At 50.6% G+C, this 20,571-nt stretch carries 20 protein-coding genes and 1 pseudogene; 4 read left to right on the forward strand and 17 right to left on the reverse strand.

Annotation, left to right across the window (positions count from 1 at the left end; genetic code table 11):
* Positions 1-2: 2 nt before the first annotated feature.
* From galE to BM412_RS16245, 6 genes are read right to left on the reverse strand one after another with little or no spacing between them, the layout of a single operon-like run.
* Entirely contained in the window at positions 3-1,016 is a 1,014-nt protein-coding gene (gene galE / locus BM412_RS16220; protein ID WP_091219931.1) for a UDP-glucose 4-epimerase GalE, read from the reverse strand.
* A gap of 18 nt (positions 1,017-1,034) precedes the next feature.
* Positions 1,035-1,829, reverse strand: coding sequence for a glycosyltransferase family 2 protein (locus BM412_RS16225; protein WP_091219933.1), 795 nt, complete (start codon positions 1,827-1,829; stop codon positions 1,035-1,037).
* 5 nt (positions 1,830-1,834) lie between these two features.
* Positions 1,835-2,563 (reverse strand): GT-D fold domain-containing protein, encoded by a 729-nt coding sequence (locus BM412_RS16230; protein WP_091219935.1) that lies wholly within the window; start codon positions 2,561-2,563, stop codon positions 1,835-1,837.
* Positions 2,564-2,575: 12 nt separating this feature from the next.
* Positions 2,576-3,739: a glycosyltransferase family 2 protein gene (locus BM412_RS16235; RefSeq protein WP_091219938.1), complete on the reverse strand. Its 1,164-nt coding sequence runs from the start codon at positions 3,737-3,739 to the stop codon at positions 2,576-2,578.
* Positions 3,736-4,710 carry an NAD-dependent epimerase/dehydratase family protein gene (locus BM412_RS16240; RefSeq protein WP_091219940.1) on the reverse strand — a complete coding sequence of 325 codons (975 nt, stop codon included), beginning with the start codon at positions 4,708-4,710 and terminating at the stop codon, positions 3,736-3,738. The genes BM412_RS16235 and BM412_RS16240 overlap by 4 nt, the downstream gene beginning before the upstream one ends.
* A gap of 28 nt (positions 4,711-4,738) precedes the next feature.
* Positions 4,739-6,016 (reverse strand): nucleotide sugar dehydrogenase, encoded by a 1,278-nt coding sequence (locus BM412_RS16245; protein WP_091219943.1) that lies wholly within the window; start codon positions 6,014-6,016, stop codon positions 4,739-4,741.
* Positions 6,017-6,218: 202 nt separating this feature from the next.
* Here BM412_RS16245 and BM412_RS16250 point away from each other — a divergent pair, with 202 nt between their 5' ends.
* Complete coding sequence (locus BM412_RS16250) at positions 6,219-7,454, forward strand: glycosyltransferase family 4 protein (RefSeq protein ID WP_091219945.1); 1,236 nt, start codon at positions 6,219-6,221, stop codon at positions 7,452-7,454.
* A gap of 431 nt (positions 7,455-7,885) precedes the next feature.
* On the opposite strand, the gene BM412_RS16260 is transcribed toward BM412_RS16250, so the two are convergent.
* The 6 genes from BM412_RS16260 to BM412_RS16290 form a co-directional block, all read right to left on the reverse strand.
* Positions 7,886-9,508, reverse strand: a complete 1,623-nt coding sequence (locus BM412_RS16260; protein ID WP_091219951.1) for a glycosyltransferase — start codon at positions 9,506-9,508, stop codon at positions 7,886-7,888.
* A 280-nt stretch (positions 9,509-9,788) separates the two neighbouring features.
* Positions 9,789-11,036, reverse strand: a complete 1,248-nt coding sequence (locus BM412_RS16270) for a glycosyltransferase family 4 protein (RefSeq protein ID WP_091219957.1) — start codon at positions 11,034-11,036, stop codon at positions 9,789-9,791.
* 30 nt (positions 11,037-11,066) lie between these two features.
* Complete coding sequence (locus BM412_RS16275) at positions 11,067-12,074, reverse strand: glycosyltransferase family 61 protein (RefSeq protein ID WP_091219959.1); 1,008 nt, start codon at positions 12,072-12,074, stop codon at positions 11,067-11,069.
* Positions 12,067-12,702, reverse strand: coding sequence for an SDR family oxidoreductase (locus BM412_RS16280; RefSeq protein WP_091219962.1), 636 nt, complete (start codon positions 12,700-12,702; stop codon positions 12,067-12,069). Before BM412_RS16280 ends, BM412_RS16275 begins: the two co-directional genes overlap by 8 nt.
* A gap of 34 nt (positions 12,703-12,736) precedes the next feature.
* Entirely contained in the window at positions 12,737-13,459 is a 723-nt protein-coding gene (locus BM412_RS16285) for a sugar phosphate nucleotidyltransferase (protein ID WP_091219964.1), read from the reverse strand.
* Positions 13,460-13,636: 177 nt separating this feature from the next.
* The gene (locus BM412_RS16290) at positions 13,637-14,026 is read right to left on the reverse strand and encodes a hypothetical protein (RefSeq protein ID WP_143111639.1); all 390 of its coding nucleotides are present in this window, start codon (positions 14,024-14,026) and stop codon (positions 13,637-13,639) included.
* A gap of 528 nt (positions 14,027-14,554) precedes the next feature.
* Here BM412_RS16290 and BM412_RS16300 point away from each other — a divergent pair.
* From BM412_RS16300 to BM412_RS16310, 3 genes are all read left to right on the forward strand, one after another.
* Positions 14,555-15,325, forward strand: coding sequence for a glycosyltransferase family 2 protein (locus BM412_RS16300; protein ID WP_091219971.1), 771 nt, complete (start codon positions 14,555-14,557; stop codon positions 15,323-15,325).
* A 19-nt stretch (positions 15,326-15,344) separates the two neighbouring features.
* Positions 15,345-16,109 carry a glycosyltransferase family 2 protein gene (locus BM412_RS16305; protein ID WP_177245860.1) on the forward strand — a complete coding sequence of 255 codons (765 nt, stop codon included), beginning with the start codon at positions 15,345-15,347 and terminating at the stop codon, positions 16,107-16,109.
* A 188-nt stretch (positions 16,110-16,297) separates the two neighbouring features.
* Entirely contained in the window at positions 16,298-16,609 is a 312-nt protein-coding gene (locus BM412_RS16310; RefSeq protein ID WP_091219976.1) for a collagen-like protein, read from the forward strand.
* 82 nt (positions 16,610-16,691) lie between these two features.
* Here BM412_RS16310 and sigK read toward each other — a convergent pair whose 3' ends face one another.
* The 5 genes and pseudogenes from sigK to BM412_RS16335 form a co-directional block, all read right to left on the reverse strand.
* Positions 16,692-17,393, reverse strand: a complete 702-nt coding sequence (sigK, locus tag BM412_RS16315) for an RNA polymerase sporulation sigma factor SigK (RefSeq protein ID WP_091219978.1) — start codon at positions 17,391-17,393, stop codon at positions 16,692-16,694.
* Between the two features lie 53 nt (positions 17,394-17,446).
* Positions 17,447-17,641, reverse strand: a pseudogene (locus BM412_RS16320) (RNA polymerase subunit sigma-70); the annotation flags it as partial.
* A gap of 233 nt (positions 17,642-17,874) precedes the next feature.
* The gene (locus BM412_RS16325; protein ID WP_091220579.1) at positions 17,875-18,972 is read right to left on the reverse strand and encodes a Gfo/Idh/MocA family protein; all 1,098 of its coding nucleotides are present in this window, start codon (positions 18,970-18,972) and stop codon (positions 17,875-17,877) included.
* 32 nt (positions 18,973-19,004) lie between these two features.
* Complete coding sequence (locus BM412_RS16330) at positions 19,005-20,168, reverse strand: UxaA family hydrolase (RefSeq protein WP_091219981.1); 1,164 nt, start codon at positions 20,166-20,168, stop codon at positions 19,005-19,007.
* Positions 20,165-20,491, reverse strand: a complete 327-nt coding sequence (locus BM412_RS16335) for a UxaA family hydrolase (protein ID WP_218163147.1) — start codon at positions 20,489-20,491, stop codon at positions 20,165-20,167. The genes BM412_RS16330 and BM412_RS16335 overlap by 4 nt, the downstream gene beginning before the upstream one ends.
* Between the last annotated feature and the right edge of the window lie 80 nt (positions 20,492-20,571).

Consider the following 20,571-nt stretch of genomic DNA (forward strand, 5'->3'; position numbering starts at 1 on the left):
CTTCATGATGCATATCCTCCGGGATTATGCGACTGCCAGCGCCATGCGTCTGCACACATCGCTTCCAAATCCTTCTCGGCTTTCCAGCCAAGCTCTTGTTCGGCCTTCAGCGGGTCCGCATAACTGACGGCTACATCGCCTGGCCGACGGTTCGCCAGCTGATAAGGTACTTCGCAGCCGGCAGCCTTCTCGAACGCGTGCACGAGCTCCAGCACGCTATATCCTATTCCCGTCCCCAGATTGTAAGCGGCGATTCCATCCGTACGCAGCGCATGTTCCAGAGCTTTCAGATGGCCGCGGGCCAGATCAACCACATGGATATAATCCCTGACGCCCGTACCGTCCGCCGTCGGATAATCGCTGCCGAACACGCTCAGCGTCTGAAGCTTGCCTACCGCGACTTGGGTAATATACGGCATTATATTACTGGGCACGCCTTTCGGATCCTCTCCTATACGCCCGCTTGGGTGAGCTCCCGTAGGATTAAAGTATCGAAGCAACGAAATGCTCCACGCCGGATCAGCGACCGTGAGGTCCCTTAGCATGACTTCAATCATCTGCTTGGTTCTTCCGTATGGATTGGTTGCCTTGAGAGGCTCATCCTCTTGGATCGGCACATCACCCGGCAAGCCGTAAACGGTCGCCGATGAGCTGAACACCAGTTTTTTCACATTGAATTTATGCATGATATCCGCAAGAACCAACGTACCCGTAATATTGTTGTGGTAGTAACTCAGAGGCTTTCTTACCGAGTCTTCCACCGACTTAAATCCGGCAAAATGGATGACCGCTTCGATGTCATGCTTGGCGAACACGCTGCTTAACCCCTCGCTGTCCAACAGATCCACCTTGTAAAATCGCAGCGGCTTGCCTGCAATTTCCTGTACGCGGACCAGGGATTCCGGATTGCTGTTCGACAGATTGTCGACGACGATGACGTCATAACCGGCTTGCAGCAGCTCCACGCAAGTATGACTCCCGATAAAGCCTGCTCCACCGGTCAATAGGATAGACATTCATGCCTCTCCTTTCTCTTAATTACTTGCCAATTTGGGCTTTAGATCGACGATCTTGATCCAGCCGTTCTCCTTCACAAACACAGGCTCATATTCGTCCCCCCAGCGTTTCAGGGCATCGCGAATATTCCATTCGGTAATCTCGCGGTAGATACCGATCAAATTCGTTTGATTGTGGTGATGCCTGCGGTGGATGTACAGCGGCACGTCGATCCAATGAAAATGGCAAACCTCGATCAACCGCATCAGCACCCGTTTGTCTTCCATATACCTGCCTTCATAAGGATCATCCGTCGGCCAACCGCCGATCGATTTTAACGTGGACGTCCGGTAAAACCGGGGCCATTGCGACATATTGGAGAGCAGAAAATCGAACTTATCCCGGAAGGAACGATTCTTCGTCACAATGTTGAAAAATAACCCTCCGCTCGGATTGATCGAGATGGAATTGATGTTCCCGCTGACCAGACCGACATGCTCAGGCTGCTTACGAGCCTCGGCCAGCAATACCTCAAGCGTATACGGAAAGAAGCAGTCGTCCGCATCGAGCTGGATCACATAAGGAGTTGTGACGGCAGCCAAACCGACGTTCATCGTTTTCGACTGTCCGATGTTCGTCTCGTTGCACATGTACGTAACGCGCGAGTCCGCAAGCAAAGGTTTCGCAAGCGCAATACTTTCGTCCGTGGAAGCATCGTCGACGACGATCAGCTTCCAGTGCCCGTAGGTTTGTTTATATACGGTTTCAATCGCTTCCTTCAGGAACCCCCCTGCGTTATACGTGGGGATGAGTACCGTTACTTCAGATTCCATCCCGCTCACCTCAAATTTCTGACTAGTGCTTCAAAATCAAATCCGTCTTGGCCGTCAATCGTTAAATCAAGCGCATGACCGAAATCCAGCGCTACCCTGCCTGTATCATTAGCCAATCGAGGAGCCAGAAGCGTCGCGGGAATGCCGGCCGCAATAATCGCGATCTGCCACTCTTTGTTACTGTAAAGCTGCGTATACGCCGTCTCTAACTGTTCGTAGCCTTCCAAATTCACGGTATCGACAACTGTCACTCCGTTCGCTTGAAAAACCGGCGCAGCCTCCTCCGCTCTTCTGCCTGCCAGAATGACGCGGTACTGCTTCATCCAATCCCAGAATTGAGGAACCCTCGTCATGTGATGCGTGACCCAAGCAGAGCAAATGGTATAGAAACCTAAACCGAGATCCACAAATGCCTTCTTGGAATACTCCGCGCCTGACGCATTCTCGCCGGTCGACAATAAGCCAACTGTCGTCGCAGAGGTAAAGGCTTTAATAAGTTCCGCGCGAATATTCTGCTCCGCAAGGCCGTTATACCTTCGGTAATAGGTCATGCCATTATAAAAATCAGGGAAAATCCGCAGTTCGGCAATTTCGGCGTGACCGAATCGGGCGAGCGAATACGCTTTACCTTCCCGTACCGCTTCATCAATACAACCCATTACTTCCTCCGTCGAAAGGAGGTATCGCTCGTAGCTGAAGTCATTCGTAAAATAACGATTGTCTCTGTACTCCATAACAACCTCCCCTTATTCGATGATTTCATAGGGAATATGCGGGAACCCATTCATAATATAAGGTTTTAAGTAATGGCCTTGACGGGAGCCGAGCAGAAATATCCGATCAATCCCGCGGGTAACGATAAGCTTCGAGATCAAACGCTCCATGATATCAAGCTTCAATTCAATCTTTGGAACGTACAGCGACAGATGAAAAACATCGGAGGTCAGCCAGCTGAATTCATCGATATCCGAATCCGTAATAAATTCTGTAGCCACCATAGTAACCGAGTAATAGTTCGCATGCAGCCCATCAATAAAATTCAAGCATTGCGTGGATAAGCGGTCTCTACGCGTCTGAGGCATCAGCAGCAGCCACTTCGGCAGCCTTGACATCGGTTTGGTCGAATAATGATGCCAGGCACTTCCATTCAGAATGCTTGGGCTCATATCCAGCAGCGGCGAACGCTCCCACTTTCGTTTCAGTGCCTTTAGATAATCCTCTTGATACAGCATCGGATGACGGGCTTTAATTTGTTCGACCAGTTGATCATGATGATCGATCGCTTCATGGACCATGGACCGTCCGTGTCTTCGGTACAAGAAGAGCCTTTCGAAAATTTGATACCCGTACCAACCTTTTTCGCCGAGCGAAATCCAGAAATCCCAGTCCTCGTAACCCATGACGACAAACCCGGATTTATAACCGCCCGCCTGCATGCAGGCTTCCTTTCGAAATAGGGAAGTTCCGCACGTGATATTGCGAAACAGCTGGGTATGGAAGTTGTATTGAGGGGCATCATGCACCCAATCCTCCGTACCGAAAGCTTTGACCCAAGGGGATACAAAGCCGACCTTAGGAAAGAGTTCCATAATCCACAATGCCTTCTCCAAAAATGTCGGGTGAATCAAATCGTCGGAATCCAGAGGAAGCATATATTTGCCTTTCGCTGCAACGATCCCGCTGTTTCTGGCTGCAGCCACCCCCTGATTCGCCTGCTTAATTAAACGGGTTTTCGGCTTCTTTAAGGAGGACAACAGGTCTACCGTTTCCGGATCGGTCGAACCGTCGTCGACCACGATGATCTCGACGTCCTGGAACGTCGAATTCAATACGGAATCAATCGTTTCCCCCAGAAACTGTCCATAGTTGTAGCATGGAATGACGACACTGATGAGCGGAACATCCGTCATGGCTGCAGGTTAACCTCCTCTCGGAACCAACGAATCGTGCGTTTGAGTCCCTCCTCCAAGGAGACGCCCGGAGAAAAACCGAGGACGTCGGCAGCTAGCGTTAAATCCGGGATTCGTGCCGGCATGTCTTCGTACCCTTTCCCAAAGGCCTCGTCATAGGTTTTGAATTGGATCGGCGATTCCGAGCCTGTCATTTGGATGATCGTTCGGGCTAATTGAAGTATCGTGGTCGGCCGATCCGATCCGATGTTGAAAGCGAGTCCGTCCGCCTGCCGGCCAAGTGCGCTTACGGTTCCTCTCACCATATCGTCCACGTAGGTAAAGCAGCGGGATTGAGACCCGTCTCCATAAACGTGCAGCGGCTCCCCTCTTAGCGCAGCATGAATGAATCGAGGGATGACCATTCCATACAGCGAATTCGTCTGGTTTGGACCATAGGCGTTGAAGTAACGAAGAACGGTAACCGGCAGCCCTTTATCGGCAAAAGCAAAGCATAAGTGCTCGTCAATGGATTTCGCCGCAGCATAGCACCACCTATGGATCGACGTCGCTCCATATACCCGATCCGATGTTTCCGAGAACGGCAGCTTCGTATTCTTGCCGTAGATTTCCGACGTTGAAGCAAAGATAACCTTGACCCCTCTCCGAAAGGCTAACTCTAAGACATGCCTCGTACCGTCTATATTGCCTTCGATAACCTTTATTGGATCTTCCACCGTATTTTTCACGCCAAGAATGGCCGCCAAATGAAACACCGCTTCCACTTGATCCAAGCATTTCTTGATTACGGGGCGATTCAAAACGGATCCTTGAATGAACGTATGATTCTCGTGAGTAAGAACATCATGCAGAAACGACTTCCGGCCCGCTGACAAATCATCCAGCGTAATGACTCTGTGCCCCTGCTGCAGCAGAGACCGCACCAAATGGGATCCGATGAACCCGGCACCACCGGTTACAAGAATGTTCATGAATGCAGATCACCTCCCGACTCTCTCTTCAGAGCAAGACTATTCTCGATTTGTCCTTCACGCCTTCCGTCGCATTTCGCGTATCCACAATCAGCTTGGCATGCTTGGCGAGCTCGTCGTAAAGAATCGAAGAATGGTCTGTAAGAATCAGCAAACAGTCTTTCTTCTTCACGTTTCTGGTCGTAAGCGGGGTTCGTACCAGCGTTGTTCCCGCTACATGAAGTTCGGCAATATAAGGATCGTAGAAACTCACCTGAGCCCCCTGCTTCATTAGCAGCTCCATCACTTTCAGGGCCATGGATTCACGCAGGTCGTTGACGTCTTTCTTGTACGTTACGCCAATCGCCATAATGCTGCACCGGTCCAGCGGAAGCGGGGAGAGGCTCTTGACCATCCGCGCCATGATATAGCCGGGCATTTCTTCGTTCACTTGATGGCTTAACTCGATGAAAGGCAGCGGGATGTTGAATTGCTTTGCTTTCCAAAGCAAATACATCGGATCAACGGGGATGCAGTGTCCGCCTACGCCTGGACCGGGGTAATAGGACATAAATCCGTAAGGTTTTGTGCGGGCTGCTTTTATCACCTCCCAGATGTTAATTTCCATGGCTTCGCATAACTTAACCAACTCGTTCATAAACGAGATATTCACGAAACGCTGACAGTTCTCAACGAGTTTCGTCATCTCCGCCGTTCTTGCGTTGGAGACGGTGACCACTTCGTCAAAGACCTTCCCGTAGATACGTTCCGCGTATTGCGTGCAGGCGGGGGTAACGCCTCCGACCACTTTGGGAATCGATTGTAAAGCCGATCCTTTATGGCCGGGATCGATTCGCTCAGGCGAATAAGCCAGGAATACGTCTAAGCCGACCCGAAATCCGCGCTTTTCGATAAACGGCTTCAGTTCTTCCTCCGTCGTCCCCGGATAGGTAGAGCTTTCCAGAACCAGTAAATGTCCCGGACGCAAATAAGGAACCGCCTGTCTCATGGCTTGCAACACATAGGACAAGTCAGGCTTTGCCTCTTCATTGGTCGGCGTCGGCACGCAGAGAATCACGCAGTCAGCTTCGGCAACCGTTTCGTACGACACGCCAACTTGAAACTTTCCGCCCGCAAACATCGCTTTCAGTTCCATGCGGGTCAGATCGGATAAGTAGGGCTGCATCTTCCGAAGCTGCTTGATTTTGCTTGGGTCTGTATCAACGCCAAAGACGATGTGGCCTTTCTCCAAAAAAAGTCTGGCCAGCGGCAGCCCAACGTAGCCGAGCCCGATGATAGCGATCTTAAAGCGTTCATTAGGCTGCATGTATGAGTCCCTCCCAGGTAGAATGCTCCTGCCATCATCGTACGCACGTCGATCCGGCAAAGCGCTAGATAGCTGCCTTACTTTATGAAAAATAGGAATTTGTCCCTGACCGCATATTTGTGAAAACGGGTTTTTGTCCCTTTCGGATTGAGATGAAGACACATACACATGTAAAAACTTGAGACCAGAAAGGAAGGTTACCATGCGCATTCTGCTTGCCACCTATTGGGGGCTTCCTTCTGTAGGCGGTTTGGAAAAATATGTATTGCAATTGAAGCGGGGATTGGAAGCGAGAGGGCATGAAGTGGATATTTTCTGCAGAATGCCCGATGACTCCGGCTTTTATATCCTTAATAAGGGCTGGGTTCTGAATAAAAACCAAATTCAGCCCATGATTTCAGCCAAAGCGGATACGTATTTCGCCAACCACCTCCCGGGGCTTGATCAAGATGTGAAATATATGGAAATCGATAAATATTGCTTCGAAGCGGCAGCCGCTTATTTCCGGCCGGCCGCCTATGACATTATTCATACGCAAGACGTCATTTCCGCCCGGGCATTTGCTCGGATCCGCCACCCCCATACCGCATTGGTTTCTACCATCCACGGGTGCCTCTCGACCGAAAGTCTCGCAAGACGTCAAGCGGATGGCATGCCGAGCGACGATTTTCGAAAAACCCAGCTCTGGTACTACTATGGGCTTATCGAGCACTTCGGCATTATGCATAACCATGAAACCATCATGCCGACGGAGTGGCTGAAAGGCATCATGATTCGGGATTTTCTTATCCCGGAGAATCGGATGACGACGGTCCCAAACGGAATGGATGTGGAGGAGTTTTTGCATGAGATGAACAAACCGGCCGTTACGCCCGACGCCCGCGGGAAGAAGATCATTTTATGCTCGGCCCGCTTCGATCCGGTTAAAGGGCATTTTCATTTGCTTCGGGCTCTGACTTGTTTGAAAAAGGTTAGAAATGATTGGGTTTGCTGGCTGGCGGGAAATGGGCAATTGGAAGAAAGGATGAAAGAGCAGGCTGCAGCTTACGGGCTTCAGAACGAGGTCGTATTCCTGGGAAAACGCGATGACATTCCGGCTCTATTAAAGAAGTCGGATGTAGTCGTGCTTCCGAGCCTGCAGGATAATCACCCTTTCTCCATTATGGAAGCCCATGTTGCCGGGAAAGCGGTGGTTGTTTCCAATGCGGGCGGCATTCCGGAAATGGTGACGCATGAGGAAACCGGGTTGATCTTTCCCGCAGGGAACGATCAGGATTTATTCGGGAATCTGTTCGCCGTTCTCAGCCAGGACGATCTTAGAAACCGGCTTGGCGAACAGTCCAGGGCATTTGGCCTGCAGCATTGGTCTCTTCCTACGATGACGGAGAGAATCTTGGCGATCTACGAGAAAGCACTCCAAAAGAGATGGAGGTCATGATCATGGCCGTGCGGAAAAAAGTAAATACCGGGATTGTGAAGAGAAAGCCATCCCGGGTTCGACGACGTAAGAGCTCGCCTAAAAAAAACCGGCGTGCCTTGCGCATTGGGAGGAAGAAACAGAGGAAGAAGTCCCGCTTCGCTTCCCTCGTCTCAGCGAACAGATACAACCGTTTCTTTCTTCACCCCCACCGAACGATTCGTTTAAAGGTGGAACGCCGCGTTTGGGATCGTATCGCTGCCGAGCTCCCCTCTTCCTACCTGGCGCCTGATAGTGACGTCGTACATCATATGAAACAGTTCTCGTAACCCTCCCTGATCGGTTCCGGTAGTGATCGTCGTATACGATTCGGAACCGATCAGTCTCTATTACATAGGCTTGTCCATTCTGCCTCTTCATCCTCCCAAGCCCCTCCTAGAGGAAGTGCCTGGTTAGACAGATTTCCGCAGCTTTTTGCGCGTATTGAACCTTCGTACCGTTTTACCCTTGCGACTCCGTTTGCCTGGCTTCTTTCTACGCCGCCTCATTATGACTCGGCCCAAAGAAAAACGGTCTTGCCGAATTTCCAACCCCAAGGGGTAAGCAAATAGCCTGCGCTCCGAAACAACAACTACATCGCTCAGCCGGAAGCCGCAGTGCCTGAACGTTTTCGGGGAAGAGAAAGGACGTTTCGCTCCCAGCTGCAGCAAATACACGGATGGGGTTTGATTGCCCCGATATAACCGGCCTGGCTTCAAAGGCCTTAGATATGCGGCAGCTTTCTGCAAACCCGCCATTGCCGCCAACACACCCAGCTTGCTTATAAAAGAGGCCAATCTGGCCCGATAGGCTTCTATACCGAAGGACCGCGCCACCCGATAGACATCCACTTCCGCGGACCGGGATCTTAGCCCTTCCTGTACCTTGCCGGCCAAGCTGCTGATATCTCCCTTATCAACCAGCATGCTCTCTTGGCCTGCTGCCGTTAATACTTCCTCCAACCCTCCGGAACGATAGGCAACCGTCTTCTTCCCGAATAACAAAGCCTCAAGAGCGATCATGCCGAACCCTTCATCGATTAAGCTAGGAACGACAACCACATCCATCAGACGGTACATACACGCCAGGTCGGGCTGGAAGCCCAATAACCGGAAGCGGTCCCGGAATTCAGACTGCTCGACCAAAGACAGGCAGTACCGCTCATAATCGGCATCGCCTGCGGGACTTGCGATGCAAAGGAAACAAAGATCCTGCCGCTCAGCGCAAAGCATTAGCGCCATGTGCAGAAAATGCTCCAGTCCCTTCTCCCGCTGCATGCCTGCCGAAATAAAACCGATCAGATGCTTGTAATCAGGGAATCGGAATCGTTTCGTTTCCTCCTCATTCGCTTGGAATCTCGGCAACAAGCCCGATTCGCAAACCGTGGAGGACGGCGGAAGCAGCATGAGCTTCTCATTCGGCGCGATTTCTCGAAACAGGGCGAGCGAATGATTGGAAACCCCTACAATAAGGTCAGCATACCGATTAATCAATTGTGCGGACTGCGGGGCTGCCTCATGCTCTTGAATTTTTTCCATGATCATCCAAACAACCGGTATGCCAAGCGATTGGGCCGCCATGGCAGGCAGCGCATTCACGCAGCTGTTCACAATGACGATGTCGGGTCTGCGATGCTGCAGCAATTGGATGAGCATGGCAAGGCTTCCATCGCCTAGGACGGAGGTTTCCGTCGGCGCAAGCTTACCATCGGGACGGTAGATCGACCATAGTATAGTGAACGGTTCGATCACGGTTATGATCCCGTTTGCCTCGGCTTCCCACCTCAAGATTCCGTCTTCAGGCACGACCAAGGTGCAATCCGTGTATTGAGAGATCTCTTTTGCGAGCAAAGACAAATACTTTTCCGCACCCGTAATGAATCGTTTGCCGCAAATATGCGAGAACAGCATGACCTTCAAGCGGCTTTCACCGGCTTCTCTTCCTGGAAGGCTGGAGCCGGACAAGCGCTTCTTTTCCGCGAACTTCTTTCTGCGCTTATGTCTGCCGGATCTCGCAGCAGCCGTTTTTCCGCTCATGTGCCCCCCTCCTGTTGCCGGCTGGCCGCATGTAGTTTTTTCAACGCTTCAGCATCAGGCATTTGATAACCAATCGGTAACGAGGCTATAATTTTTTTCCATACTCTCCGATCAACGTCAATATCCTTCTTGGTTCTGGGCATATGAAACAACCCGGCATACAGATGTCCGGCATCTTTGCCCGGGATTTTGGTTGCCGTTGTTCTTTTTGGGACAGGCTTAGTCAGCCTGTTGATCGTCGATGGACGTTTAACAGAAGTGCTCGTTCGTGACCGCACCTTCATATTCCGCCTATCCTTTCTCGTTTCCGGTTCAGCGCTGTCTCGTAAACCGCATCCATCCTGGACATCATGACATCCAGCGACCATCGTTCGTTTCCGCTATGGCTCGCCTGCGAAGCAATATGATTGCGAAGCTGTTCATCGCTTAAGAGCAAATGTAAATGCCGATAAAGCTGTTCGTCATTTCCTACCGGAAACACCAGGCCCGTTTCTCCGTGAGTGACCATTTCGGGCATGCCTCCCGCATCGGATACGATGACTGCTTTTCCGGCAACTTGCGCTTCCATGACCGCGTACGGGTGATTATCCTGCAAGCTCGGAAGGACAAAAATGTCGGATTGCCGAAGTAGAGCCGGCACATCTCTTCGCGTCCCCATAAATACGACGTCTGCCTCGATACCATGCAGCTTCACAAGCTCGCGCAACTTGAATTCCAGCCCGCCGCTGCCAACAAACCAGCAAATCCAGTCGTCTCTATTCCTTCTTAATTTGGCGAGCGCTCGAATGAGATACTTATGGCCTTTGATCTCATCGAAGCGCGCCGGACAAATGATGACCTTCTTCCCGGAAGAAGAACGCATATCGGCTCCGCCATGCAGCTGGTCCGTAAATCCCTTAATATCGATGCCGTTCGGGACGACAGTCAGCTTATCAACGGGAACGGCAAATTCGTCAACCAACATCTCTTTCATCCACTGGGTCGGCAATGTAGCCGCATCCGCGCAGTTCAATCCAATCTGTTCGCGCATCACAGCATACTGCCATAGCCGCTCCCTGCGCTCCGGGTTCTCCAGGTCCCCCTGTCTTAACAGGGAAAGAAACCATTCTCCTGCCAAGTGCCCGTGGATGGTGGTTACCAGCGCGGATAGCGGCCTTTTTATTCGGGACAATGCCCGTGCGGAGATGACATCCTGCGCATGGATGATGTCATAAGAATCCACACCCAAATAAGCCGCCCCCACCTCATAGCAATACTGTTCCGTCTCCGCGTCCCGGATGATCGGATCTAAGCCGGGCAGACTCTCCTTGAAATACGTCTTTACGTTCGATTCCACTAAAGAATAAACCGATTTTCTCGGTAAATGCCGACGTTTGTTCAGGATTGAATAGCCGCTGCCATCGGGAAACCGGCACAAAATATCCACCTTGTGCCCGCGTTGTTCAAGTCCCAGCTTCAACTGCCGGACATAGAGATCCACTCCTCCAACATGAGGCAGACCCCAGAAGGTGGCCAGGAGTATTTTCATGGATTGTTCTTCCTTTCCGATACGGATTCTCTATAAGCCCATCTGTTTGCAAAGGTGCTTAAGATCGGAGATCGATACGTATATGTTATCTAGACCCGCCCAATACCATGGAGTTCCTTCATAACTCGAAGGCCTTGAGCCGATACCTGTATATGCAAAGTGCTGCAGCCCTCCGTATTCGCAAATTCGTTTAATATCATGGACCATAAAATTCGGAGAGAAAAATTCAAGCACCTTGGTCTGCGGGCTGCAGAAGGTCAGGTTTGTCAACGCGCTTCCGGTAGGTGAAATGACATAACCGGCTTCCGAAAACAGCTTAATCTGCTCTTTCACCGGCAAGTGTTCCGGATAGACGACCTCAAACCCATACGATTGTAAAACTCGGATCACCTCGTCTTCATTCGTCAATGTTCTTCCGAGCGAGTGCCCGCGACTTATATACAATCTTCTTGATGGCCTGGGCTCTTGCGCGAGAAATTCGCTCCTTAAGAAATGATAGACCCATTTCTGACCAAAACCGATGGATGGCACAATCAGCCGTTCAGCTTCGATATGATATTGCTTATTGCTGTAGATTAATCGATCCGTCGTGATACCAAGCATTCCAAGCGTTTCAGATTGAAAAGGCTGCAAATCTTGACTCACGATGTACTTGTCTACTGGAATCCTGCTGCAGGAAAGCAAATAGATACGGGGCAGTACGTCATACATCCAGTGATAATAGTTCGAAGAGCCGATTTTCGTGAGCACCGCAATGCTGCCGGGCACATAGTCGATCGGCGGTAAATGATGATTGAGAAAAATCGTATGCTTGTGAGGATCATTGCTCCAATCGTACGAGACTTCCCAGATCAGCACATTTGTGGGGGAAATCACGGTTCCGCTATCCCCATATACCCTGCCTCGGGGAATCGTTGCCACAAAGGCCGGAAATTGACCGTTCACGGCAACCTCGCAGTAAACATCCGCTAGGTTATATCCGGAGCTGACTGCCCAATCTTTCATCCAATAATAATAATCCGTTGGCCTGTCACTCAAACGCAATACCTCCTCTCTGATCGGAATGAGTCCGGTCCGTACGAAAAATGTCCTCCAATGCTGCTTTGGAACAATTGGAAACGTGATAGGTTCCGTACCGTTCCGTCGTGATAAGTCGACCGATACACTCTGCGAGCGGTAAGATTTTCGTCACGAAATTCGTCCCATCATTGCTGGATAACATAGAAGCACGCACGATGAAATGCCGGGGGCAAACCGCTTGCACGAACTGCTCTCCCAGCAGCTTCGATTGGCCATAGACGGTAAGAGAAATGGTCCGATCCAATTCGCCGTGCGGCTCACCCTTGGTACCGTCGAACACATAATCCGTACTGACATGCACCAGCTTTGCACCGGCTGCCTCTGCGGCAATGGCTAAATGGCTGACTCCGAGCGCATGAAGCCGGTAAGCCTGCTCAATAGCTTCCTCTGCCTGATCTGCCCTTGAGTAGGCCGCCGCATGGATTACAACGTCGGGTTTCACTTCGCCAACTGTCTTCTTCACCGCTTTCAGGTCACAAATATCCAATTCCTTTCCGGTAAAAGCCGAATACGTATACCCTTGCCCGAGAACACGGAGCAGGTCTCTTCCGAGCTGCCCAACGGCACCGGTAATCATGATGTTCATGCGTCCTATTCCTCCCCTCGCGGAAGCTAATCCGTCATGGTTCCTTATTCCCTGACAGCCGAAGTCCGGCTTCCTGCAGCGACAGTTGCGTTCCGGCGTCGGTCCACCATCCGGACAAAAGTCTGTAACCCAGCCGACCTTCGCCTGCGTAAACGTTATTTACATCCGTGATCTCCAATTCGCCTCTGGCGGAAGGCCTCATGCCGCGGATGATTTCAAAAACATCGGATTCGTACAGATAAATGCCTGTGACGGCATAGTCGGAAGGAGGCTGTTCCGGTTTCTCCTGAATATGAGCAATCCGGCCGTTCTGCAGATCGGGCACGCCATACCTTCGAGGATCTGTCACCTTTTTCAAGAACACCTCTGCGCCTATTTCGCTTGTTTCGAAGTCTTTCACAACGCTCTTCAGCGAATCCTCAAACAGATTGTCGCCTAGCAGGACTAACAGCTTTTCTCCAGGTCTGACGAATGATTCCGCCAACCCCAGCGCTTGAGCGATGCCCCCGGCACACTCCTGAATTTTGTAGCTGACTTGAACGTTCCAGGAGGCCCCGCTCCCGATATAATCGACGTAAAGACCGGCGGAAGGCTTGCCGATGACCAGCAGAATATCTTGAATGCCGGCTTCGGCCATTTTGTCGAGCGCATAGTGGATCATTGGATAATTGCCGACGGGCAATAAATGTTTATTGACAATACTCGTCATTGGCCTCAGCCGAGAACCGGTTCCGCCGGCTAAAATGATGCCTTTCATGGCGTGACTCCTTTCTTCTCGGAATTCAACCTCAGATAAATGCCATGCTGCTATGATATGCATCCTCTTCGGATGGCTTATGGACGATTACCTTCCCCGTTCAAAATTGGCTTATGCCCGCACCGAAAACGCACGAAAAAACGGCTGCCGTTAGGCAGCCGTTTCTTCGGCCCGGAGCTAGCCGTTATCGATTCCGATATCGTCATAAAGCTCAACGATATATTGAAGTCCTGCAGGATTGATCGTACCGCCATCGGGTGAATAGTTTACCGCTTCGAAGGATACTACGAAGAAGTATTCGGTCAAAAGTGGAATGGTAGTCGGAAGTATAGTCGTATACGTTTCGGAGAATTTGGAAATGGTTTGCCAAGGAAACGGCGCTGTATTCGTTTGACCGACATCGCTCAATGTGCCATTAATCGTACCGCTCACCACATTATTCACGAAAACAAGTGATATAACGCCTAATACATTGACCGCAAAGATCTCGTCCATATATAGGGCAGCGGCGTTATCGCAAAAAACTTCGGCGGTAGCGAGATGGTTAAGGGCCAAGTTGGGTAACAACGACCCTCCTATTTCGAATGCTTGGGCAAAAAACAACGTTCCGGGGGCATTTGACGGCGCATCCGGAGGCTGTGAAACACTCCAAACGTAATCAGGGTTTGTTGCGCTTACAGCAGGGTAGTACATGAGTTCGGGCCAAAAAGGGTATTGTCTGGAAAAGCTTTCTACTGTGTTTCTTGTTGCGGTTGGGACTCCTGTAATCGCTCCGGTAATCGCGTCTACTCTGCTTACAGTCGAGTACCAAGTTGTCCCGGAATTGCTCACCATTGTTGCTAGTTTGTTAATCGGCAATCTCATCACTCTCTTCTATCCTAAATTAAATCTTGGAAAACATAGACTCCCATTGATTTCCAATGATTTATTTTCATAGTATTCCATTCCCCTCTCAGTGCTTGGACACATGCGGAACTTTCCATATCTGACGTGAAGATAATTTGCTGCAGGTGTCCTTTACCCAATCCGTTTCCTATTCTATTGAGTAATGTAAATAAACCGATTTAAGAGCCGCTAGAGAAGAGGGATGGACGAATGTCATCTGGGCTGACCGTTCTGTGTCATTACTATAACGAGAGTTATATGCTGAGGTGGTGGCTCGAACATCACTACAGGTTGTTTGATCACGGTGTAATGATTGACTATGGATCTACGGACCGTTCCAATGACCTTATTCGCAAGCTAGCTCCAAAGTGGGAAATACGCAAGTCGCGAAATAAGGATTTCGATCTGGTTGGCTGCGATCAAGAAGTGATGGAAATTGAACGTGAATGTCAAGGCTGGAAAATGGTTTTGAATACGACTGAATTTTTATGTGTTCGCGATAAAGCTGCGTTCGTAAACCAATTGAATCTCAGCGGTCTATCCATGTACAGAACGACCGGGATTACGATGCTGGATCCGCTGGATAACGGCTATCCTCCGGAGCCGGACGCGAACTTGCCTCTTGTCAAGCAAAGACACCATGGCATTATTCAATTGGAAACATTCCATAGAGATCGATTCATCCATAAGTATTCAGATGGCGCATACGAAATCGGAAGGCATCGTTCCACTCATACCGGCAATCATGACATCTATTTGCAGAATGCCTATACGTTGCATTTTCAATTTAGTCCTTGGAATGAAGAGATGATCAGACGAAAGCTGTTCATACAAACAAGAATCCCGCAGAAGTACAGAGATAATGGGTTAGGCTGGCAGCATTATGTAGACAGACGCAGGTTGGAAGAGATGTATCGCGAACGTGCGACCCATACGAAAGATTTACGCAGGGATGTATCGTGCGGCTGGATTTTTCGATAAAACCGGGAGGAGCTTCGTTATGCTTAAAGTCAGCTGTATATTAACCAGCTATAATCGTCCCGTAATGATTAGGGATGCTATTGCGAGCGTACTGGATCAGTCGTATCCGCATTGGGAGTTGTGGATCGTGGATGATCATTCTACGCAAGAAACGCAAGATGTGATCCACGCTATTGCAAGCACGGATGCCAGAATTCAAATCATCCAATCCGGAGTCAGCCAACAAGACAGACGAAAGACGACCCGCTATGCGACTTGCATAAATATGGCTATCCCTCGCATAACGGGAGATTTGGTTACGTACCTGACGGATGACGATATTTTTTATCCGGAGAGATTTGAGAGGATGGTCGAGGCGTTTGAAACAAATGAGCACATTCATATCGTGTATGGCAAGCAATGTTTTGCCGTCATCGTAGATGATCAAATTCATAAAAGCGGTATTAGACCTCTTGTAGGCATTACAAGAGAACCCATTGAGAAAATAGACCACAATTCCGTCATGCATCGAACATCCTGCTTCCAACTCGTTCCTGCTTGGAATGACGACCCTGCGATTTGGGCTTGGGCCGATGCCGTGTTTTTTCAGCAATTAGCGGCTAACTGGGACTTTCACCCCGTTGATTTTGTCACTGACGAACATAGATATCATGAACATTCCATTCAAGCTAAACACAACCGGCAAGAAAAGGTGTACCTCGGAATAACGGAAAGTTCGAAAAACAATTCCAAAAGACGGAATCGTATCGATGCGCTTATCGAATTGCTGTTTCGCAAGAAGTAAGAACGAAATATTCGCCCCATTACGGTCGTCAAGAGCCCTCTCCATTCCTCTGGAGGGGTTCTTTTCAATAGAGGATAGATGAACATCCGGCTTGGCCCATTCTCTAGTAAATAGGTATGCAACGATAACATTTGATAGATTGGCTACATACCATATAAGTATTCCATAAGTTAGGAGGTTGATTGCAGATGGCAAATTCGAAAGGCAGCAACGGTTCCCAAGGTACTCGCGGCTCCAATGGCTCTCGCGGAACACGCGGCTCTAATGGTTCCCAAGGTACTCGCGGCTCCAATGGTTCCCGCGGAACACGCGGCTCTAATGGTTCTCAAGGTACTCGCGGCTCCAACGGTTCCCAAGGTACTCGCGGCTCCAATGGTTCCCAAGGTACTCGCGGTTCCAATGGTTCCCGAGGTACTCGCGGCTCCAATGGTTCCCGTGGAACACGCGGGTCCAATGGTTCCCAAGGTACTCGCGGCTCCAATGGCTCCCGCGGTAACTAAATTATGAAACACAAAAGGCCCATATTATGGGCCTTTTGTAAATCAAACTGCTACAGCCGAACGAAAGGTTGAAGCGATAACGTCATCGCTTCACCTTATAAAACTCATGATACAGCTTCATCAGGGCCCGCTTCTCGATACGCGATACATAGGACCTGGATATGCCCAGCTCTTTCGCGATTTCCCGCTGCGTGCGTTCCTCGCCTCCGGTTTCCAAGCCGAACCGCGCGACGACGACTTCCCGTTCCCGTGCATCCAGGATATCGAGATTTCGATAGATCTTTGATTTCTCGATGCTCAGCTGCACCTTCTCAAGCACTTCGTCCTGTTCGGTGCCCAGAATATCGATTAACGAGATTTCGTTGCCTTCTTTGTCTGTCCCGATCGGATCATTGAGCGAGATATCTTTGCTGGATTTCTTCTTGGAGCGGAAATGCATGAGAATCTCATTCTCGATGCATCGCGCGGCGAAAGTAGCCAGCTTCGTTCCTTTATCCGGCGAATAGGATTCGATCGCTTTAATCAGCCCGATCGTGCCGATGGAGATCAAATCCTCGGTATCTTCCTTCGAGTTGTCGAACTTCTTCACGACATGGGCGACTAATCGCAAGTTGTGCTCAATCAGCAGGTTACGGGATTTTTGGTCCCCGTTCGTCATCAACTGGATATGCTTTGCTTCCTCCTCCTCCTGCAAGGGCTGCGGAAAAGCATTATTCTTCACATAAGAAACGAGCAGCGATAACTGTTTAATGAACAGCGCAATAGCAGCAAACAATCCAGGCATTAGTATCCCTCCCGTAAGGAATTGACATCGGGTTGAGTACACAACGTGTTGACGATATGGGCAACCAATCGTAGGTTATGCTCAATGAGCAGATTGCGCGAAACTTGATTTCCCTCTGCCATGAGCTGAAGGTGCTTAAGCTCATCTTCTTCATGCAGCGGCTGAGGAAAGGCGTTGTTCTTAACGTAAGAAACAAGGAGCGACAGCTGTTTGATAAACAATGCGATCGCCGCAAACAATCCGGGCATCGAAAAGCCACCTCCATACAATTTCGCCTCTAACAGGAGGACAACGACAAGCCGTTCTCCCATTACGGGCAGTGAAGACTGTTCTACAGTGTATGTGGGCGGCGGCCTATACGTGCCTGTACGGCATTTATTCCATAGTCAAGTGCCCATGGTCGCCGGCTGCTACAGCTATCGTATCCACGACAAAAAGAGCCTTGTCATGCGCAATTGCGCATGACAAGGCTCTGCTGTATTTATGCGTTATCCGCAATCTCTTGAAGCGTCACAGGCCGGTTCTCTTGCATGGACAAATAGGCCCCGAATACCATCTGCATCGTCTTCAAATTATCCGCAACGCTGTTCTCCGCTTCGCGCTCTTCTTCCACGGCGCGCATCAGCTCGCCCATCGTCCCCATGAAAGCATGCGGGAACCATTTGCCATGCAGCTTCGGCGTAAACCAATAATCCTCATGAATCGCTTTCGTAAAGAAGCTGAGTGTATCTTCCCGGCCAACCGGATAGTTGTATAACGATCCGTTCGTACCTTTGATGATGCCCTCCGTGCCTTCGAACCGATAAGTCGCATACCAATCGTCTTCGTCCGCGATATGGTTATGATTATCATGAATAATGCCGCGTGCTTCGCCCGCAAACTTGATGTGCAGCAGCGTGCGCGTCTCCCCGATCGTGCGTTGACCCGGGAAGCGCGCTCCGTCGGCGTACACATACTCCGGTGTGCCGAACAGGAACCGAATCGCATCCATGTAGTGAATGCTGTGGTACATGAATTCCAACGTCGGCATTTCGCGCAACCAGCCCCAGTTGGCAAAATCCTGCTTCACATTCACTTGAATCGAAGCCTGCAGCAGCTCCCCCAGCCAGCCGCGCTGAATAATCGTATGGCTCGCACGGATGCTCGGCGACCACCGCATCTGCTGGTTGACGGCTCCTTTTACCCCATAACGCTCGCATGCCCGTTGGATGCGCACAGCCTCAGGGTAGGATTCCGCCAATGGTTTCTGGCAGAGAATATGTTTGCCCGCCGCCGCTGCCCGCTCCGCGATCTCCGGCTGAATCTTCGCTGGGATGGCAAGATCCGCTATTCGCACATCCGGGTCTGCAAGCAGCTCATCGAGCTCCTTATAGACCTTCGGAATGCCGAATTTTGCCGCAAGCTGCTCCGCTCGCTCCCGATTCACGTCATAGATGCCGACAACGCGAAGGCCGCCCATTTGATAGGCCGGCAGATGGCAGGCGTCCACAATTTCACCTGCACCGATAATGCCGATGCCCATTTCTTTATTGGCAGGCAGAGCCGGGCGATACTCTAAATCCAGCCAATTCTCTTTCATCGCGCTCACGCCTCACGCACCTCCGCTAGATTTTACAAGCTTGGTCCGATCCGGTTAATACTGAACTCCTGATGGCCCAGCACTTCCGCTTTCGTCCATTTGCCTTCCGCAACCTCAACAATTTCCTGCCAGATCCGCTCGCCCGCTTGTTCAAGGCTGGCTGTTCCGTCCAGCATATCGCTGACGTCTATATCCATATTATCTTCCATTCGCTGGAACATCATCTTATTCCCGGTAATTTTAATAACCGGTACGACTGCAGCGCCTGTCGGCGTGCCTCGGCCTGTAGTGAAACATACGATATGAACGCCGCCGGCAGCCATACCCGATACGCATTCAATATCATTGCCCGGCGAATCCATAAAATAAAGCCCGTTCTCGGGAATATACTCCGCATATTCAATGATCCCTTTAATCGGCGCCTTGCCGCATTTGCTAATACAGCCGAGCGATTTCTCCTCGATCGTAGACAATCCGCCGGCAATGTTCCCCGGGCTCGGATTACCGCCGCGCATGTCGGCTCCCATCCGTTCAACCTCTTTATCGAAGCGGCTCACGATATAGTAGAGTCGGTCGGACAGCTCTTCCGTCACGCAGCGCTCAGCCAGCAAATGCTCCGCGCCAATGATCTCTGTCGTTTCACCGATAACGATAGATCCGCCTTCTGCGATTAACGAATCCGCTGCAGCGCCGAGCGCCGGATTGGATGCCAGACCGGAAGTCGCGTCAGAGCCGCCGCATTTCACGGCCACTTTAAGCTTGCTAAGTGGAACCGGCACTTTCTCTTCCTTCTCCAGCTCGGCCATCATGCGTTTCGCCAATTCCGTACCGTAGGAGATGGCCTTAACCGATCCGCCGACGGATTGAATATCGAACACTTCGACAGGTTTGCCCGTTTTGCGGATTTCCTCAGCTAAGGCGATCGGGTCTACAACCTCGCAGCCTAAGCTGATGATGATAACTGCCCCAACGTTGGGATTTTTGCCCGTGCCGGCAAGCACCTCGAACGTACGCTCTTTATCTGCGCCGATCTGGCTGCATCCGTGCTGATGCGGAATCGCAACGCTGCCCGGTACCATTTGCATAATGCGGCTGCACACCTGATTCGAACAAATCACGGTCGGAATGATCAACAGATGATTGCGAATTCCGATATCTCCGTTCGGACGTTCGTACGCCATGAATGTCTTACTCATTGCGCTGCCTCCTTCGTTCCCAGGTCACCACGGCCGCGGATGCCTTCTATATTGTGGACATGCACATGGCAGCCAAGTGTAATCGGCTTGACGGCCCGTCCGATCACTTCTCCATATTTGCGAACGTCCTGTCCGGACGCAATGTCCGAGATCGCCACTTTATGGCCAAAAGGGATATCCTCTGCAAGCGATATCATTAGCAGTCCCGCTGCATGGCGATAATGGATGGATTCTCCTGCTTTCATATCGCGAAGCGCTGTTGCTACATGATCGCGCTCGTCCATGTACAACGCGTCAGCGCCTGTTTCAATTCGGTGTTCCACGTTAGCTTCACCTTCCGGTTGACAGAATGATAGACAATCTTCTTCGGCTTCGATATAGTCTTATTATAGAAACAAAGAAA

This window comes from Paenibacillus sp. BC26, from assembly GCF_900116125.1.
In the GTDB taxonomy this organism is placed as follows: Bacteria; Bacillota; Bacilli; order Paenibacillales; family Paenibacillaceae; genus Paenibacillus_Z; species Paenibacillus_Z lignilyticus.

Coding starts and splice junctions, on each gene's coding strand:
- galE (WP_091219931.1), bottom strand. CDS start 1,016: ATGTCTATCCTATTGACCGGTGGAGCAGGCTTTATCGGGAGTCATACT.
- BM412_RS16225 (WP_091219933.1), bottom strand. CDS start 1,829: ATGGAATCTGAAGTAACGGTACTCATCCCCACGTATAACGCAGGGGGG.
- BM412_RS16230 (WP_091219935.1), bottom strand. CDS start 2,563: ATGGAGTACAGAGACAATCGTTATTTTACGAATGACTTCAGCTACGAG.
- BM412_RS16235 (WP_091219938.1), bottom strand. CDS start 3,739: ATGACGGATGTTCCGCTCATCAGTGTCGTCATTCCATGCTACAACTAT.
- BM412_RS16240 (WP_091219940.1), bottom strand. CDS start 4,710: ATGAACATTCTTGTAACCGGTGGTGCCGGGTTCATCGGATCCCATTTG.
- BM412_RS16245 (WP_091219943.1), bottom strand. CDS start 6,016: ATGCAGCCTAATGAACGCTTTAAGATCGCTATCATCGGGCTCGGCTAC.
- BM412_RS16250 (WP_091219945.1), top strand. CDS start 6,219: ATGCGCATTCTGCTTGCCACCTATTGGGGGCTTCCTTCTGTAGGCGGT.
- BM412_RS16260 (WP_091219951.1), bottom strand. CDS start 9,508: ATGAGCGGAAAAACGGCTGCTGCGAGATCCGGCAGACATAAGCGCAGA.
- BM412_RS16270 (WP_091219957.1), bottom strand. CDS start 11,036: ATGAAAATACTCCTGGCCACCTTCTGGGGTCTGCCTCATGTTGGAGGA.
- BM412_RS16280 (WP_091219962.1), bottom strand. CDS start 12,702: ATGAACATCATGATTACCGGTGCCGTTGGGCAGCTCGGAAGAGACCTG.
- BM412_RS16285 (WP_091219964.1), bottom strand. CDS start 13,459: ATGAAAGGCATCATTTTAGCCGGCGGAACCGGTTCTCGGCTGAGGCCA.
- BM412_RS16300 (WP_091219971.1), top strand. CDS start 14,555: ATGTCATCTGGGCTGACCGTTCTGTGTCATTACTATAACGAGAGTTAT.
- BM412_RS16305 (WP_177245860.1), top strand. CDS start 15,345: ATGCTTAAAGTCAGCTGTATATTAACCAGCTATAATCGTCCCGTAATG.
- BM412_RS16310 (WP_091219976.1), top strand. CDS start 16,298: ATGGCAAATTCGAAAGGCAGCAACGGTTCCCAAGGTACTCGCGGCTCC.
- sigK (WP_091219978.1), bottom strand. CDS start 17,393: ATGCCTGGATTGTTTGCTGCTATTGCGCTGTTCATTAAACAGTTATCG.
- BM412_RS16325 (WP_091220579.1), bottom strand. CDS start 18,972: ATGAAAGAGAATTGGCTGGATTTAGAGTATCGCCCGGCTCTGCCTGCC.
- BM412_RS16330 (WP_091219981.1), bottom strand. CDS start 20,168: ATGAGTAAGACATTCATGGCGTACGAACGTCCGAACGGAGATATCGGA.